Genomic DNA, 15,402 nt, shown 5'->3' with positions numbered 1-15,402 from the left:
GTGCGCTGTCAGGTCCGGATGTCGGTAGCCGAGGCACTGACACGCGAGGACGTACTGCTCGAACTCGGCGACACCGGGTGCCCCGTCGGCCAAACGCGCTGTGACGTCGAAGCTCTCAGCCATGTCACCCCAACCGTCCCGCGGCGTCGGCATCGGCCTCGGTGTAGCGCTCGACGGAGACCCGCAGCGCGGAGGCGATCTCGGCCGACGCGCGCGCCCACGCCCGCAATTGGTCCACGACGTCCTCGACCGCCGAACGCACCGCGTCGCCGTGTGCGACATACGAACGGCCCGCACCGGCCCCGCCGAACGCCAAGGCGCTCAGATGCGTTCGCACGGCGGCATCGACGATGTCGGCTGCGCTCTGGTACTGCCGCGACACGCTCAGCAGCGCGGCGGCGTCGACACGTGATGCGTCCATATAGGAGTTGGACGCGCGGTGACGGCGGCCGGTTCCACGTTCAGCGTTGCGCGCTGACCTGCTCGGCCACTCGTACCGCGAGTTGGCGCGCGGTGTCCTCGTCGGCCGCTTCCACCATCACGCGCACGACTTGCTCGGTTCCGGAGGGGCGCAACAGAATTCGGCCGGTGTCGCCGAGTTCGGCCTCGACCTCGGCCACCGCGGTGCGGACCGACGGCGCATCGGCGACCGTCGTCTTGTCGGCCACCTGGACGTTGATCAGGACCTGGGGCAGAGTCCGCATCGGCTCGGCCAGGACCGCCAGCGGGGAACGGGTCTGCGCCATCCGCGACATCAACCGCAGACCGGTGACGATGCCGTCGCCCGTCGTGCCGAACGCGGGCATGACGATGTGACCCGACTGTTCACCGCCGAGCGCGAACCCGCCGGCGCGCAACTCCTCGAGGACGTAGCGGTCCCCGACGCTGGTGGTGCAGACCTCGACGCCGGCCGCGCGCATGGCTAGATGCAGGCCGAGATTGCTCATCACGGTCGTCACCAGGGTGTTCGACGACAGTTCGCCGCTCTCCTGCATGGCAAGGGCGAGGATCACCATGATCGCGTCACCGTCGATCACGCGACCGTGCGCGTCGACGGCCAGGCATCGGTCCGCATCGCCGTCGTGCGCGATGCCCAGATCGGCTCCGTACGACACGACCGCGGACCGCAGGCTCTCCATATGCGTCGAGCCGCAGCGCTCGTTGATGTTCAGTCCGTCGGGCTGGGCGTTGATGGTGATGACGTTGGCGCCCGCGGCGCGGTAGGCCTGTGGCGCGGCGGCCGACGCGGCGCCGTTGGCGCAGTCGACGACGACGGTCAGCTCGTCGAGCCTGGTGGTGACGGCCTTGCTGACATGCCGCAGATAGCGGTCCAGGGCGTCGTCGGCGTCGACCACCCGACCGATCCGCGCACCCGTGGGGCGCTCGCCGGGGCCCTGGCTGACCAGCTCCTCGATCCGGTCCTCGGTGGCGTCGTCGAGCTTGTGGCCACCGGGCCCGAAGATCTTGATGCCGTTGTCGGGCATCGGATTGTGGGAGGCGCTGATCATGACGCCGAAGTCGGCGTCGTAAGCGCTGGTCAGATAGGCGACGGCCGGGGTGGGCAGGATCCCGACGCGGAGGGCGTCGACGCCTTCGCTGGCCAGTCCGGCGATGACGGCGGCCTCCAGCATCTCCCCGCTGGCCCGCGGGTCGCGGCCGACGACGGCCACGCGTCTGGCGTGTCCACCGGCGGTCGCCAACCGGCGCGCCGCGGCGGAAGCGAGCGCCAACGCCAGCTCAGCGGTCAGATCCTGGTTGGCGACGCCGCGCACCCCGTCGGTGCCGAACAGTCGAGCCATGCCGACAAACTTCTCACAGATGGCGGCCGGAGAGCCAACCGCGCGTGTCGGGGGCCGTGCCGTCGCCGAATCGGTACCCAGACGCGACTCACCGCCCGCATCCGGGGCGATACGGGCGGTGAGCCATCGGTTGAAGGTCAGCCTCCGAGAATGCCGAGAATCTGGTTCAGCAGATCGATGATCGGCTGCAGCGGATTCGGGGGCACGGGAAGTCCGCCGGCCAGCGAGCACAGCAGCGAACCGAGCAGACCGCCACCCGGATCGGCGGTGATGTTGAGAACGACCTGGTTGAGGTCAACGATCAGGCCGAGCAACTCCAGATGCAGCGGCCCCAGCACCAGGTTCAGGACGTCGCAGACGGCCTGCTGGCTCGCGAAGCGGACCTGGTCGTCCTGACCGTTTTCGGTCGTCGCCGATGACGGCGCAGCCTCTCCGCCGGGCGCGGAGATCTCGTTGACGGGCATCGAGAAATCGGAGATGTTCACATCTCGGGCGGCACCCCGATCGCCAGGTTGATTCCCCTGTTGCGGTTGCCCGGGCGAAACCAGCTTGCCGGTCAGCTGACCGGTCAACGCGATGCCGGTGTTCGACGAGGTCGCGCCGGTGGCGTCGGCTGTGGCCGGTCCGGACTGTTGGGCCACTTCCTTGGCCGCCGTGGCCACGAACTGCCCGTTGAACTTGACCCCATTCGGGCCGGTTCCCTGCACCTGGACAACGTTCTTCTTGCCCACGCCCGGCGGCTGCGCTGCCGACGTTCCGATGCCGGTGACACCCCCCACCAGAACCAACATTGCGGCACTCACCAAGACGGTGAGCAAACGCGTCATGAAAATTTTCATGATCACTCCATTCATATTTTCAGGAAGCAGCGACCCGGCCCCCCGACTGCTCCTGACGTCACGCCGGTGGCGGTAATGGACCGCCCTGCGCGCAGCATCCGTGCTCCCGCGCAGGTGGTTCCTCTTGCCGGCGGAGTCGAAACGGCATTTGCCGATAAAATTTTCGGCTGCGTAAGTTTGTTGATGCTGCCTAATTAGCTATGCAATCAACATCAAGCGCGTCGCCCCAAGCCTCAGCGCAGTTAGCTGATCACACAAATGTTCACCGGCCAGCAAAAGTTTTTTCAATACCGTTGATGCCACCGAACCCCCTGGAAACGACTCACCGCCCGCATCCGGGCGGATGCGGGCGGTGAGGTTGCGGTCCTAGCTACCGCCGTTCTCGGCGGTCGGGGCAGCCGTCGGCGAGGTCGTCGGCGTCTCGGACGTCGGCGTCGCCTCACGCTGGCGGTCCTGACCCGGTGCATTCTCGGAGTGACCCGGTCCGTTCTGCTGGATCGCGACCGTGCCGAGGGTGTTCGTGCACACCGTCTGATCGGTGCCCTCGGTGTCGGCGGCCTGCGCCAATGCGTTGACCGAGTTCACGTCGGTGTGGCACACATCGGCGGTGATCTGCGCCGCGGCGGTCACGTCGACGTCCTCGAGGACACCGGCGTTACCGAACGAGACGTTGACTCGGCTGTCGTTAGCCGTGTCCGGCTGCGCCATGGCCATACCCATGCCAGCGGTGAAGAGCAGCGATCCGCCCAACACGGCGCCTGCGGTCAACTTCTTCGCGTTCTGCATCCATCACTCCTTTTCAGTCCGGAGGCGACGATCCGGTCCCCCACGAGGGGCGACTGGGTCGTATCGGTGGCAGTTGCGGTCTGCCGCGCGTGCAGCGCCGCCGCCTCCAACCCCGGTGGATTTACGACGGGAGGGGAAGCGAAACGGGATTCGGCCGAATTGTGAGATAGCCCGCAGCGCTTCTTGAATGCAAAACCGCCGGGCGTGCGGTGCACACCCGGCGGTTTCGCGGCTTGATCAGCGCTTGCTGTACTGAGGCGCCTTGCGGGCCTTCTTGAGGCCGTACTTCTTGCGCTCGATGGCCCGGGGGTCGCGGGTCAGGAAGCCGGCCTTCTTCAGCGCGGGCCGGTCCTCCGGCTGCACCAGGATCAGCGCCCTGGCGATCGCCAGACGCAGCGCACCGGCCTGGCCGGACGGTCCGCCACCGTCGAGGTGGGCGTAGATGTCGAAGCTGTCCACCCGGTCGACGGTGACCAGCGGGGCCTTGATGAGCTGCTGGTGAACCTTGTTCGGGAAGTAGTCCTCGAGGCTGCGCCCGTCCAGGTTGAACTGGCCCGTTCCGGGAACCAGACGCACCCGAACGACCGCCTCCTTGCGCCGGCCGACGGTCTGGATCGGGCGGTCGATGAAGACGGGCTCGCGTGGGGTCGCCTCAGCGGCGGCCTCGGTCACGGCATCAGTGTTGTCGTCGGTCATCTCAACTGGCTGAGTCACTGGGCCACCTGCTTGATCTCGTACGGAATCGGCTGCTGGGCGGTGTGCGGATGGTCCGGCCCGACATAGACGCGCAGCTTCTTCTTGACCTGGCGGCCGAGTTTGGTGTGGGGAATCATGCCCAGGATCGCGCGCTCGACGACCCGGTCGGCGTGCTTCTCCATCTCCTGAGCGAGCGAGCGCTTGCGCAGACCACCGGGATAACCCGAGTGGCGGTAGAAGAACGTGCGGTCCGCCTTGTTTCCGGCGATGGCGATTTTCTCGGCGTTGATGATGATGACGAAGTCACCACCGTCGACATTCGGCGTGTATGTCGGCTTGTGCTTGCCGCGCAGCAAAGTGGCTGCTGCAACGGCGAGCCGGCCGAGCACCACGTCGGTGGCGTCGATGACGTACCACGAACGCGTGGTGTCACCCGCCTTCGGCGTGTACGTAGGCACAGCGCTACCTCTCCTCTATCGGGTTTCGAGTCCCGGTGACCCGGGTGCCGGTCAGGCGTATTCGGTGGGGCTGATCTCGGCGACCGACGTTGACCCGAGAACCCGTGCTTACCGCACGCCAACGAGGCAGCTTACCTGGACGCGTCGTCGCAGGTCAAAACGCGCATCGGCCCTCGCCGCTCCAACGATAGGGAAATCCCCGATTCCTTTTCGTTCCCGTCGCCCTAGCGTCGTCGCCGGGGGGACAGCAAACCGGCCGTCTCACATCCGATTGTCCAAGATCTCAATGGAGTGAAAATGATTCGTGGCTTGATCGTTGCCGCATTCGTCGTCGCGGCAACCGCCGCCGGGGCCGCCACCGCATCCGCGGACACCTACTACAAAAACTGCTCCGCCGCCCGCGAGGCCGGCGTGGCGCCGATCATGCAGGGCGAGGACGGCTACGCCCCGCACCTGGACCGCGACGGCGACGGCATCGCCTGCGAGTAGTCGACGGTGATGCGCCACCGTGGCCGCTCTCCTCGACCACGGTGGCGCGTACCGTGCGGTCGCCCGGCTCCCCTCCAGTCGAACCGCACAAACCTCTCGGCGTCAGAAACCCCACGCGCCTGCGGCGCTGCGGTCGGTCGCGGCCACATCGTCGGCGCCGTCGCGGACAGCGTTGCCGAGGCTGAACAGGATCTCGTTCAGCGCTCCGGCCGCCTGCTCCCACCGGGCCTGTTCGATGCGGTACGCATCAGCCGCCTGGCGGGTCCACACCTCTTGCAGCGGCGCGATCTGCGCACGCAACTCCTCGAGCGCGTTGTTCAGCCTCGCCGAGGTGGCGTGAATCTCCTGACGGACGGTGTACTCGATTTCGTCGAAGTTGTACGACAACACGTTTTCCATGACCGCTCCTTACAGGTGATTGGCCACCGCGCCGATGCGCTGCGAGTGGCTTTCGTTGGCTTCCCGCAGCGTCTGTTCGTTGAGCCGGATGGTCTCGGCGATGCGTTGCAATGAGGCATGCAGTTTCAGGGATTCGGCATTCCACCGGTCGACGACGTCGCGGAAGCGTGCCGCCGCGACGCCGCCCCATACCGAGGGCGGCACGGCGCTCATCCGAGCGATGAACGACTGCAGCATGGCTCGGATCTCGTCGTTGCGCGTGTCGGTCTGATCGGCGACCGCTGCCATCATGTCGAAATCGGTGTTGAGCGAACCGCCTTGCGGTGCCGTCATGGGGATCCTTTCTTTGGACTCTGACTGATACGACGCACCGGGCGGCGGTCCGGTTCCACCCGATTTTCAGGTGATTGCGTGCGCGGACCTGATCGCCTGATCGCATACGTCGCGGACCCTCTCCTCGTCCCCCGGTGCGGTCTGACATCCGATGGCGATGCGGACACCGGCGTCGGCGAGAACCGTCCACGCGACGTGATGGTCGGGGCGCAGTTCGCGATAGGTCACGGCGGTTCTGCCCGCCCGAGAGTCGACCGGCTTGAAGTCGACGAAGACATCGCCGGGTTCGTCGGACAGCGCGTTGCGCAGCGAGGCGGCGGTCTGCGTGAGGTCCGCCTCGGGTGGGCCCAGCGACTGGGTCAGGTGCAGTGCGACGTCGTCTGACGGTGAAGTGATCTGCACCCGAGCCGAACCCGGCCCGGCCGTGATGTGCTCCACCGGCCACCCTGCCGGCACCACCACCTGAACTCGCCCCTCCGCCAACACGGTTGACGCAATGTCCGGCGCTCGGTCACCACCAGCGCGCAACCCGAAAGCACCGCACACCGCGACCGTCGACGCGACGACACCGACCACCACGGCCGTCCGCCGCGGTCGGTTCGCGTCGGAGACGGCGACCGTGTGGTCCGGTGTCGGCGGTGCCTGATCGATGGCGCGAACCTCGACGAGTCGCGCCTCGATTCCGTTGTGCCGCAACCGAGTGAAGATGTCGTTGGTCAACGGTCCACCGGGCCCGTCGATCAACACTGGGCCCGCCGAAGCCGCCGCTGCCACCACCTGCTCGACCACCCCCTGACCGACGTTCGCGATGACGACGGCCCGTTCGCCGGGACGGGTGACAACGATCAACTCCGGGGCGATTTCCACGACGGTGGCTCGCGTGCGCCCCTGGAGCAGCGCGGTTCGACCGATCACCTCGACGTCCGGTGCCGCCGTCGCGTGGCGGACGCGGTCGATCCGAGCGCTCGACCACCACGTCGGGCAGACGAGGACGACGGTGTCGGCGTCACCCACCGCGACCCGCATCAGCTCGGTCCAGAGTTCCGGCACGGATACGGCGCGCTCGCCGACCAGCACGAGTTCGTCGTCGATCGCATCGAGCGCCGCTGAGACCAGTTCGGCGTCGGCCGGATTCGGACTGCGGACAGTGGCCGGTCCCACCTCGACGACGACACGGCTCATGGCGGCTCCACCCAACCGATCTGAATGAGTCGCTCGCCGTCACCCCGGGTGATCAGCGTGCCGCGCCCCGGTGGCTGCGCCGACGGCCGAACCGACCCCAGCAGTACACCGTCGTCCGGGCTCGCGCTCATCATCACGCCGAGGCATCCGATCTCCCGCATCCGCGAGAGAAGTGGATCGAACATCGCCCGCGCCGCGCCTCCGGACCGGCGGGCGATGATGACGTGCAGGCCGAGGTCGGCGGAGTGCGGCAGGAGGTCGGCCAGCGGGGCCAGCGGGTTGCCGGTCGCGGCGGCCACCAGGTCGTAATCGTCGACCACGAGGAAGATCTCGGGCCCAGACCACCACGACCGGTCACGCAACTGCTGCTGCGTCACGTCCTCGCCCGGCATCCGGGCTTCCAGCGTCGCAAGCAGTTTGGGCATACGTGTGGCCAACGCCGCGGGCGATGCCGCATATCCGGCGAGGTGCCCGGATTCGACGACGCCGAGCAGCGAGCGACGGAAGTCCACGATCTCCAGCCGCGCCTGCTCGACGGTGCGGATTCGGACGATCTCGTGACACAGCAGTCGCAGCAGCGACGTCTTGCCGCAAGAGCCCTCCCCGAGTACCAGCAGATGTGAATGCTCGGTGAAATCGATGCTCACCGGGCGCAAGTCACTCTCATGGAGACCGAGCACGATCCGCTGCCTGCACTGTGCCGAGCAGGTCGCGACTCGTTCGGCGTGATCCACCAGTGTCGGAAGCAGCTCGATGCGGGGGGCGTGCCGTCCGGTCCACCGCTTCCTGCATCGCTCGACGGTCGCCGCCACCGCCTCCCCCAGCCCTTCGGCTCCGGCCACACCGTCCCAGCGCGGCAGCGCGATCGCCATCTCCCGACCGTCGGCGGTGATCCCCCTCCCCGGCGGACAATCGATCAGCGTGCGGGCCCGGCGGCGATCCATCTCGGACTCGGCCGGATCGCCGAGTCGGAGTTCGATGCGCGTCGCGATCTGGTCCCTCAGCGCCGGCCGCAGTTCGGCCCATCGCGATGCGGTGATGACCACATGCACGCCGAACGCGAGTCCCTGTGTGGCGATCGCGGTGATCGACGCCTCCAGCGGCTCGAGATGCCGGCGTAGCTGACCCCAGCCGTCCACGACGAGAATCACATCGCCGTAGGGGTCGTCGGCCACGGCCGGATCGTGTGCGGCGCGCAGTGCGCGGTAGTCGGCCATCGACTCGATTCCCGTTGCGCGAAAGAGGTTTTCCCTCGACCGGATCAACGCTTCGGCCACCGCGACGGTGCGCCGGCACAGATCGATGTCTGCGTGGCCCGACACAGCCCCGACGTGCGGGAGCCGGGCGAGTCCGGCCAATGCACCGCCGCCGAAGTCCAGGCAGTACAGCGCGATCTCCCCGGGGGCGTGCGCCTGTGCGAGGGACAGCATCAGTGTTCGCAGAGCCGTCGACTTACCCGACTGGGGCGCACCGACGACGGCAACGTGTCCGGAAGCCATCTGCGCGATGAGCAGATCGCGGCGCTGGTGGAAGGGATCGTCCACCAGCCCAATGGCGGCGCTGAGCGCGGGTCGGCCGCCGGGCGGCGTGATGAGGTCGAGCGTCGGAGGCGCGGCCAGCGGCGGCAACCATACCGGGTGCGCCGCCGCCCCTCGACCGGCGAGCCGTTCCAACACCACGTCGAACACGGTTCGGGTCTGCGCCGCGTCGTGATGGTCAGGAACCGGTTCGGACGTGGCGGAGAAGATCATCGGTTCCCGGTCATCCGAACGCGATTGGCGGCACGGGCCGGAGACGAACGCCGTCTGGAACCGGGTCAGGTCACCGGCGGCCGTCTTCAGCAGCGCCGCGCCCGGGGCCCCCGGAAGCGTGTGCGCGTCGGCGACGCCGAGCACGGCACGGGATTCGCTCGCGGAGAAAGTCTTGAGGCAGATCCGGTACGACAAGTGGGTGTCCAGGCCGCGGAGCCGCCCCTCGTCGAGCCGTTGACTGGCGAGCAACAGGTGGATGCCCAGTGATCGGCCCAGCCTGCCGATCGCGACGAACAGTTCGGCGAAGTCGGGATGTTGGCTGAGCAGCTCGGAGAACTCGTCGACGACGACGAACAGCGCGGGCAGGGGCGGCAGCGCGCTGCCGCTCGCACGAGCGTTGGCGTAGTCGGTGGTGTTGGCGAAATTGCCCGCCGCACGGAGCAGTTCCTGCCTGCGGTGGACCTCACCGGCGAGCGCGTCGCTCATCCTCGCGACGAGGTGCGCTTCCCCCGCCAAGTTCGTGATCACGGCGGCCACATGCCGCGCCCCTTCCATGCCGAGGAACGTCGCGCCGCCCTTGAAGTCGACGAGGACGAGGTTGAGCACATCAGGCGGATGCATCGCGATCATGCCCAGAACCAATGTGCGCAACAGTTCGGACTTGCCGGATCCGGTGGCGCCGACACACAGCCCGTGCGGGCCGATGCCGTTGTGGGCGGCCTCGTTGATGTCGATCGAGATAGGTGATCCGTCGTCGGTGACGCCGATGGGTACGGCCCGCACCTGACGTGTCTGCGCCCAGAGTGTCTCCGCGACAAGCTCGGTGGGTCGCTCGATGTGCATCAGGTCGAGCCAGCCGCCGCGGACCGGAGCGTCGTCGAGTCGGTGACCGGCCAACCGGCGCGCACAAACCGTCGCCTGCGCCAACGTCATGAAGTCCGGCGTGCATCCGAGACCGCCGCCGACGGTCAACTTCTCGGCGTCGAGATGCATCCGCAGCACGTCGTCACCCGAGCCGGTTCCGACTTCGAGGACCGTGACACCGCCGGTCGCCGATGAGCGTCCGTGACCGTCGACGACGACCACGAGGTGCTGCTGGGCCGACGGGTGCGGCGAAGACCGGTACTGGGGAAGCCATTTGAGCCACTCCCACAAGTGGCGCGTTCCACGGTCGGTGACGGCCGCGACCGCTATGGAATCGCTCGCGTGATGTGCCGCGAGTTGGCACACCATCGCCCGCACCAATCCCCGCGCACGCTCGACATCACCGTCCACCGCGATCACTGGATGCCGGAGCAACGGCATCGCAATCGGCATATCGCCGAGGATCGAGCGCTGCCGGATCAGCGTGCGCACCGCGGACACCGTCACCGGGTCCTGCTCGTCGACGCCGCCGAGATCGGGCTCCGACAACGGTGCGCGCAACGGTTGCTCGCCGACTCCTACCCGGGCGCAACAGAAGTCCGCGTCGTCGGGTCGTCGTGGGTCCCAGAGCCGACCGCCCACCGACGCCCACAGCGACTCCGGCGCCGGGTGGCGCGAAAGCTGTTCCCGGCGTTGGTCAACCGCCCTCGCGACGATCTCGCCGTCGAGCTCATCGAGATAACGCAGGTAGCTTCGCCGATTTCGGTCGATCTCAGCGGATCGTTCCGCCCCACCCCTGGCGCCGTACACCACTGTGCCGAGGACCGACATGACCATCATGACGGGGAAGAACATGAACATCGGCGCCCGCCCGGCCGTGGCCCCCGACGTGAAGTACAGGGCCGTCATGCCGACGGTCGCGACGAGCATGGCCAGCGGCAACAGGCGCGCGACGGGATTGGTTGACGACGCCTTCGGCAGCGCCGGTGGAGGTTTCACGACGACACCGCGTGTTTCAGTGGGCAAGTCCATCGATGACTCGGACGCGGACGGAGGGGATTTGGTTCCATCCACAGCCCGGAAAGGACGTGCAGCGCGGGCACCGCCGGACGCGTTACGGTGACGACGCGGCGTCACAAGGGGGGATGCGATGCCTGATTCACGCTGCCGGGTCAGCGTTCATGTCGACGACGTCGGCGCGACGACCGTCGATCTGACGCTTCCGGCCCGGGCCTGTGTCGGCGACATGCTCCCGTCGATCATCGACCTGACCCGTGCCGGTCCGCGCGATCCCGCTGTGCGCTGGCGACTTCGCCGAGTCGACGGATCGTCACTGGATGAATCGCTGACACTTCCGGACAACAACATTCGTGACGGCGAGCTGCTGTGGCTCAGCACGGAGACCATTCCGGAGCCGGTCTTCGTCGATCGGGATGCCGGCGGCACCGTGGCCAGGCTGCGACCGACGAACGACGGCGCCCCGGGGATGCTGTGTGTCGGAGGCAGCGTGGTCGCGGCCGGACTCGGCGGTATCGCGCTCCTGACCGCGGGAAGCGGGGGTTCCGTTCTCGCCGGCACCGCACTGACCGGGGTGATGATGACCGCCGCGCTGGTGGCGCGCCGCACCGTCCCGGAACCGTTGGTGTGCACCGCCTTCAGCGTGCTGACCGCACTATCGGCGGCGGTGACGGGTGCGGTCGTGGTGCCCGACGGAGCGCTCCATGCGCATCTGCTGCTGGCGTCGGCTGCGGCGCTGACCGCCGCCGTCGTGTGCCTGCGCTTCACGGGTCGCGGTCATATCCCGCTCACCGCGATCGCCACCGCATCGCTGCTGTGCACCGCGGTTTCGGCCGCGTCGGTTGCGTGGCGTCTCGACGGTCTCGACTCGGGCGCGTTGTTTGCGACGATCGCGCTGGTGACTGTTGGTTCGTCGCCAAGGCTGGCCATCAAGCTCACCCGCGGCGGCTCCGAGCCGCCGGACGAGCGCCATGCCGCCCGCGCGCATGACCTGCTGACCGGGATGCTCGCCGGGGCATCGACCGCCGTGGTCATCGGCACCGTGTTCGTCGGCTACGGCGCGTTGGCCGCGCGGGAGCTCTCCATCCCGGCTGCGACGTTCGACGGCGTCGTCGGTGCAGCGCTTCTCCTGCGCACTCGTACGCACATCGGAACGTCTCGTCGTACCGCGCTGGGCATATGCGGATTCGGATCGCTCGCAGCAGGATTCGCTGTCCTGGTGGTGGCCATGCCGGGTCATGCCCACTGGCTCGGCGCCCTGGTCGTTGCCGCGGGCACCGGTTTCCTGATCCCGTTACTCCGGATCGCGCCCGGTCTGGTCGCCTGCCGCACGGTCGAACTGGCCGAGTACGCGGTGCTGGCGACGGTCATCCCGCTGGGCTGCTGGATCGCCGGCATCTTCGGTCTTGTCCGCGGCCTGGCCCTGGCGTGAATCGCGTACTTCGTGTTGTCCTCGCCGTGGCGTTCGCCTCGGCCCCGCTGACGGGCACCCCCAGGGCGACGGCGATAACCCCACCGGCGGTGGACAAATCACTGCTCCCTCCATCGCAGTCGCCGGTTCCCCCGCGACCCACCGTGCAGACGGAGGCGTGCACGGTCTCTCGAAAGGCATCGCCCGCCGGGGAGGTCGGCGGCCAACTCGACGACCTCGATCTGCAGTCGGTGTGGCCACTCACCCGCGGAGCCGGCCAGACCGTCGCAGTGATCGACACCGGTGTGGCGCGCCACCGCCTGCTGCCGCGCCTGCTGCCCGGCGGCGACTACGTGTCGAGTGGCGACGGCACCGAGGACTGCGACGGTCACGGAACGATCGTCGCGGGTATCGTCGGCGCCACACCGGATTCCGCCGAGACGGACGCCTTCAGCGGTATCGCACCTGACGCGGCGATCATCGGCATTCGGCAGTCGAGCGCCAGGTTCAGCGAAGAAGGCGCTCCGGCATCCGGTTTCGGAGACGTCGACACGCTCGCGCGCGCGGTGCGCACCGCGGCGGACATGGGCGCGACCGTGATCAACATTTCGACCGTTGCCTGCGTCCCTGTCGGCACGCCTCTCGATGACGGCGCCCTGGGCGCCGCGCTGGCCTACGCGGTGGACGTGAAGAACGTCGTCGTGGTGGCCGCGGCGGGCAATGTGGGCGCCGCCGGACATTGTGAGCACCAGAACCCTACGCAACCGGGTCGACCGGTCTGGGACGACGTCAACGCAGTGGTGAGCCCCGCCTGGTACGACGACCATGTGCTGACGGTCGGATCGGTCGGACCGAACGGCGCGCCTTCGTCATTCACCTTGGCGGGTCCCTGGGTCGACGTCGCCGCCCCCGGCGAGCGGGTGGTGTCGCTGGATCGTGACGGTGACGGTCTCGTCGCCGTGACTCCGACGGCTTCGGGTGAGAAGCCGCTCGCGGGAACCAGTTACGCCGCTCCCGTGGTCACGGGTGTCGTCGCACTTCTGCGGTCGCGCTCACCGCAGTTGACGGCCCGTGAGGTCATGCGGCGCATCGAGGACACGGCCCACCACCCCGCCGCCGGGTGGGACCCCCAGGTCGGCCATGGCGTCGTCGATGTGCTCGCGGCGGTGACCGGTGGCGGCCCAACCGGCGCGCACTCCGAGCACCCGGCCACGGTATCGCTGCCCCGGCCGTCGCCGACCGACGAACAGGCGGCGAGCGTCGCGGTGCGCGGCGCAGCCCTCTGCCTGGCTGCCGCAACGGCCGTCATCGTAATGACGTTGTCGGCCAGACGGTTACGGCGCTCCGGATCCGTCCCGCGCGACTGAGGCGGCATCGACACTCAGCTCCGGCCCGCGCGGCAACCGGGCCAGCAGCGGCCACGGTGCGGGCACCGGGTGGCCGGTCAGCCCGAGACGCCGAGCCGTCTCCTCGTCGCGGATGCCAAAGACTGCACCCGCATCGTTGACCATGAACAGCGTTCCGGTGCGTGCACCGTCACCGCTCACCCCCACCGCCCGCACATATGCGCTGCGGCCCCCGCTCATCGCAAAGCCGTCGATCGCGGTGCCGTCGTCGTCGGCCTGGGCCAGCCGCACCGCGGGCACATCGGGTACCGCGTCGACGGTAATCGTCTCCGTCACGACGGACTTTGCGCTCGCCGACCAGGACCACCGTCCGCACACCACCGGATCGTCGATCGGATGCGCGCGATCGGGAAAGTGTCCTACGGGCAACTCTCCCACGACGGGGACGGTGCCGATGATGCCCGGCTCGACGGTGACGATCTCGTGCGCGTGCTGAGGCTGAGTGAATCGAATGAGGTCGGCCGCCACCATCCCGATCCGCTGCACTCCCGCTCCCAGCACCACGTAGTGCTCCCACGCCTCGGCACGCGGTACCCGGATCACGGCTCCGATCCGCAACCGGTGCAACGGCGCCGGCGCGGGCGCACCGGCGTCGCGGATGGCGGGCGCCTTGATCTCGGGCACCTCCGGCACGGTGTCGAGCAATGCGCGTGTAACCGGCCGCGGCACAACGCCGTCGAGCGCGAGCGCACGGACGACCGCCGGGCTGCGCAGGTCGACCTTCGCGCGTCGACCATCGAAGAGCAGGTACGTTTGCGCCTCGTCTGCCGAACTGACCAGTACGCCACCCTCAGCGGCGCGTGTGTCGCCCACAGACCCGATGAGTACGGTCGATGACCCCGAATCGTCCTCGCACACCATCCATGTCGATTCGTCGCCGGTCAGCGGCGAGCCGATCGCATCGGGAGCGCCCGGGATGCCGAGCGCCGCGCCCCTGGGGGCGGCCCCGACGGCCGAGCCGCTGACGAGCCGGGGCTTGGCGGTCGAACCGGCGATCAACCGAGCCGACGCGAGGTTCGGCACCGGGTGCAGGGTCCGGTCGACCCGCACGTACAGGGCGCCGCTGTCGCGCACCATCACGATCGGGTCATCGCCGAGTGCCCCTCGCGGCTGCAGGAACGCCAGGACGGCGGCGACCCCGAGCCCGATGACCGCAAGGATCGAGCCGGTAAGCAGCGAAAGCGCCTGTGCGCGCATGGGATCATCGACCATCCGCACATCGCCGCGAACCAGTGCGTGTTCCAAGCGCCGCAGCAGGAACCGGTGCGCGCTGATCTGCACGCCGGTGGTCGATCGCCCCGTCATCACTCCCCCACGGAAAGCCTAAGGCCCGCGAAGAGTCCCGATCGTCACCGCTTTCGGGCTCGACGCTCCCGATACGCCGCCACGTGCTGGCGATTGCCGCAGTTGCCGGTGTCGCAGAACTTTCCCGACCGATTGCGGGACAGGTCGACCAGAACCGCGTCGCAGTCGGATGCCGCGCAGATCTTGAGCCGGCGCAGTTCGCCGATGCGGATGAGGTCCGCCAGGGCCATCGCCATCTCGGCCCCCATGCGCTGCCACAGCGGGTCGTCGACCGATGCCAGGTGCAGGTGCCACTCCGGCATCTCCGGATGCCGCGTCAGCCACGGCGAGGCGTTCGTGTCGCTGAGCAACGCGTTGACCTGATCCACCGTGCTTTCCTCGTCGTCGGCGAGCGCCCAGATCCGACCGAGCCGCTCCCGCAGGCCGTGGACGGACGCGAGTTCGGCGTCGTCGTAGTCGCGTCGGCCCGTCCAGCCGAAGCTGTCGAGGTACTCGTTCAGCGAGGCCATGTCCCCGATCCGCTCACCGTCGACACGGTCGCTGTTGATCAGGACGCACGCGGCCCGCAGGGTGAGCTCGGTGTCATGACTGAAAAGCATTTGACTCATGACGCCTCTCCTCGCTAGTGTCAGGACCGTAGTTCATTTTACTCATTACATCCCCGGAG

Annotated in this window: 15 protein-coding genes; 3 read left to right on the top strand and 12 right to left on the bottom strand. The window is 68.2% G+C overall.

The features are described 5' to 3' along the window. Positions 1-124: 124 nt before the first annotated feature. The 6 genes from A5698_RS24800 to rplM form a co-directional block, all read right to left on the bottom strand. Entirely contained in the window at positions 125-421 is a 297-nt protein-coding gene (locus tag A5698_RS24800) for a DUF7162 family protein (protein ID WP_068300238.1), read from the bottom strand. 40 nt (positions 422-461) lie between these two features. Then, positions 462-1,799: a phosphoglucosamine mutase gene (gene glmM / locus A5698_RS24795; protein ID WP_068302415.1), complete on the bottom strand. Its 1,338-nt coding sequence runs from the start codon at positions 1,797-1,799 to the stop codon at positions 462-464. A gap of 137 nt (positions 1,800-1,936) precedes the next feature. After that, entirely contained in the window at positions 1,937-2,638 is a 702-nt protein-coding gene (locus A5698_RS29170) for a hypothetical protein (protein WP_197506884.1), read from the bottom strand. A 366-nt stretch (positions 2,639-3,004) separates the two neighbouring features. Next, positions 3,005-3,424, bottom strand: a complete 420-nt coding sequence (locus A5698_RS24785) for a hypothetical protein (protein ID WP_068302408.1) — start codon at positions 3,422-3,424, stop codon at positions 3,005-3,007. A 237-nt stretch (positions 3,425-3,661) separates the two neighbouring features. Continuing rightward, positions 3,662-4,120 carry a 30S ribosomal protein S9 gene (rpsI, locus tag A5698_RS24780; protein ID WP_082964039.1) on the bottom strand — a complete coding sequence of 153 codons (459 nt, stop codon included), beginning with the start codon at positions 4,118-4,120 and terminating at the stop codon, positions 3,662-3,664. A 14-nt stretch (positions 4,121-4,134) separates the two neighbouring features. Further along, the gene (rplM, locus tag A5698_RS24775) at positions 4,135-4,578 is read right to left on the bottom strand and encodes a 50S ribosomal protein L13 (protein ID WP_067091191.1); all 444 of its coding nucleotides are present in this window, start codon (positions 4,576-4,578) and stop codon (positions 4,135-4,137) included. A 297-nt stretch (positions 4,579-4,875) separates the two neighbouring features. Between rplM and A5698_RS24770 the strand changes: the two genes are divergently transcribed. Then, positions 4,876-5,067, top strand: a complete 192-nt coding sequence (locus tag A5698_RS24770) for an excalibur calcium-binding domain-containing protein (protein ID WP_064413289.1) — start codon at positions 4,876-4,878, stop codon at positions 5,065-5,067. 102 nt (positions 5,068-5,169) lie between these two features. Here the strand turns inward: A5698_RS24770 and A5698_RS24765 are convergent, their stop codons facing one another. The 4 genes from A5698_RS24765 to eccCb all read right to left on the bottom strand — a co-directional run bounded on the left by A5698_RS24765 (position 5,170) and on the right by eccCb (position 10,628). Beyond that, positions 5,170-5,466 (bottom strand): WXG100 family type VII secretion target, encoded by a 297-nt coding sequence (locus A5698_RS24765; RefSeq protein ID WP_067091188.1) that lies wholly within the window; start codon positions 5,464-5,466, stop codon positions 5,170-5,172. Between the two features lie 9 nt (positions 5,467-5,475). Beyond that, positions 5,476-5,799, bottom strand: coding sequence for a WXG100 family type VII secretion target (locus tag A5698_RS24760; RefSeq protein ID WP_067091185.1), 324 nt, complete (start codon positions 5,797-5,799; stop codon positions 5,476-5,478). A gap of 66 nt (positions 5,800-5,865) precedes the next feature. Then, entirely contained in the window at positions 5,866-6,981 is a 1,116-nt protein-coding gene (locus tag A5698_RS24755; protein ID WP_067091184.1) for a type VII secretion-associated protein, read from the bottom strand. Continuing rightward, positions 6,978-10,628 carry a type VII secretion protein EccCb gene (gene eccCb / locus A5698_RS24750; RefSeq protein WP_068302405.1) on the bottom strand — a complete coding sequence of 1,217 codons (3,651 nt, stop codon included), beginning with the start codon at positions 10,626-10,628 and terminating at the stop codon, positions 6,978-6,980. The genes A5698_RS24755 and eccCb overlap by 4 nt, the downstream gene beginning before the upstream one ends. 118 nt (positions 10,629-10,746) lie before the next feature. Here eccCb and A5698_RS29640 point away from each other — a divergent pair, with 118 nt between their 5' ends. Then, entirely contained in the window at positions 10,747-12,045 is a 1,299-nt protein-coding gene (locus A5698_RS29640) for an EsaB/YukD family protein (RefSeq protein ID WP_067091179.1), read from the top strand. Further along, positions 12,042-13,391: a type VII secretion-associated serine protease mycosin gene (gene mycP / locus A5698_RS24740; protein WP_068302403.1), complete on the top strand. Its 1,350-nt coding sequence runs from the start codon at positions 12,042-12,044 to the stop codon at positions 13,389-13,391. The genes A5698_RS29640 and mycP overlap by 4 nt, the downstream gene beginning before the upstream one ends. Here the strand turns inward: mycP and eccB are convergent. Then, on the bottom strand, positions 13,359-14,735 hold the full coding sequence (gene eccB, locus A5698_RS24735; RefSeq protein ID WP_068302400.1) for a type VII secretion protein EccB: 1,377 nt from the start codon (positions 14,733-14,735) through the stop codon (positions 13,359-13,361). The genes mycP and eccB overlap by 33 nt on opposite strands. Before the next feature lie 44 nt (positions 14,736-14,779). Continuing rightward, positions 14,780-15,334, bottom strand: a complete 555-nt coding sequence (locus A5698_RS24730; protein ID WP_067091173.1) for a CGNR zinc finger domain-containing protein — start codon at positions 15,332-15,334, stop codon at positions 14,780-14,782. Positions 15,335-15,402 lie beyond the last annotated feature (68 nt).

This window comes from Mycobacterium sp. E136 (assembly GCF_001666865.1).
In the GTDB taxonomy this organism is placed as follows: domain Bacteria; phylum Actinomycetota; class Actinomycetes; order Mycobacteriales; family Mycobacteriaceae; genus Mycobacterium.
This window is presented reverse-complemented; position numbering and strand designations above follow the sequence as displayed.

Coding starts and splice junctions, on each gene's coding strand:
- A5698_RS24800 (WP_068300238.1), bottom strand. CDS start 421: ATGGACGCATCACGTGTCGACGCCGCCGCGCTGCTGAGCGTGTCGCGG.
- glmM (WP_068302415.1), bottom strand. CDS start 1,799: ATGGCTCGACTGTTCGGCACCGACGGGGTGCGCGGCGTCGCCAACCAG.
- A5698_RS29170 (WP_197506884.1), bottom strand. CDS start 2,638: ATGAAAATTTTCATGACGCGTTTGCTCACCGTCTTGGTGAGTGCCGCA.
- A5698_RS24785 (WP_068302408.1), bottom strand. CDS start 3,424: ATGCAGAACGCGAAGAAGTTGACCGCAGGCGCCGTGTTGGGCGGATCG.
- rpsI (WP_082964039.1), bottom strand. CDS start 4,120: ATGACCGACGACAACACTGATGCCGTGACCGAGGCCGCCGCTGAGGCG.
- A5698_RS24770 (WP_064413289.1), top strand. CDS start 4,876: ATGATTCGTGGCTTGATCGTTGCCGCATTCGTCGTCGCGGCAACCGCC.
- A5698_RS24765 (WP_067091188.1), bottom strand. CDS start 5,466: ATGGAAAACGTGTTGTCGTACAACTTCGACGAAATCGAGTACACCGTC.
- A5698_RS24760 (WP_067091185.1), bottom strand. CDS start 5,799: ATGACGGCACCGCAAGGCGGTTCGCTCAACACCGATTTCGACATGATG.
- A5698_RS24755 (WP_067091184.1), bottom strand. CDS start 6,981: ATGAGCCGTGTCGTCGTCGAGGTGGGACCGGCCACTGTCCGCAGTCCG.
- eccCb (WP_068302405.1), bottom strand. CDS start 10,628: ATGGACTTGCCCACTGAAACACGCGGTGTCGTCGTGAAACCTCCACCG.
- A5698_RS29640 (WP_067091179.1), top strand. CDS start 10,747: ATGCCTGATTCACGCTGCCGGGTCAGCGTTCATGTCGACGACGTCGGC.
- eccB (WP_068302400.1), bottom strand. CDS start 14,735: ATGACGGGGCGATCGACCACCGGCGTGCAGATCAGCGCGCACCGGTTC.
- A5698_RS24730 (WP_067091173.1), bottom strand. CDS start 15,334: ATGCTTTTCAGTCATGACACCGAGCTCACCCTGCGGGCCGCGTGCGTC.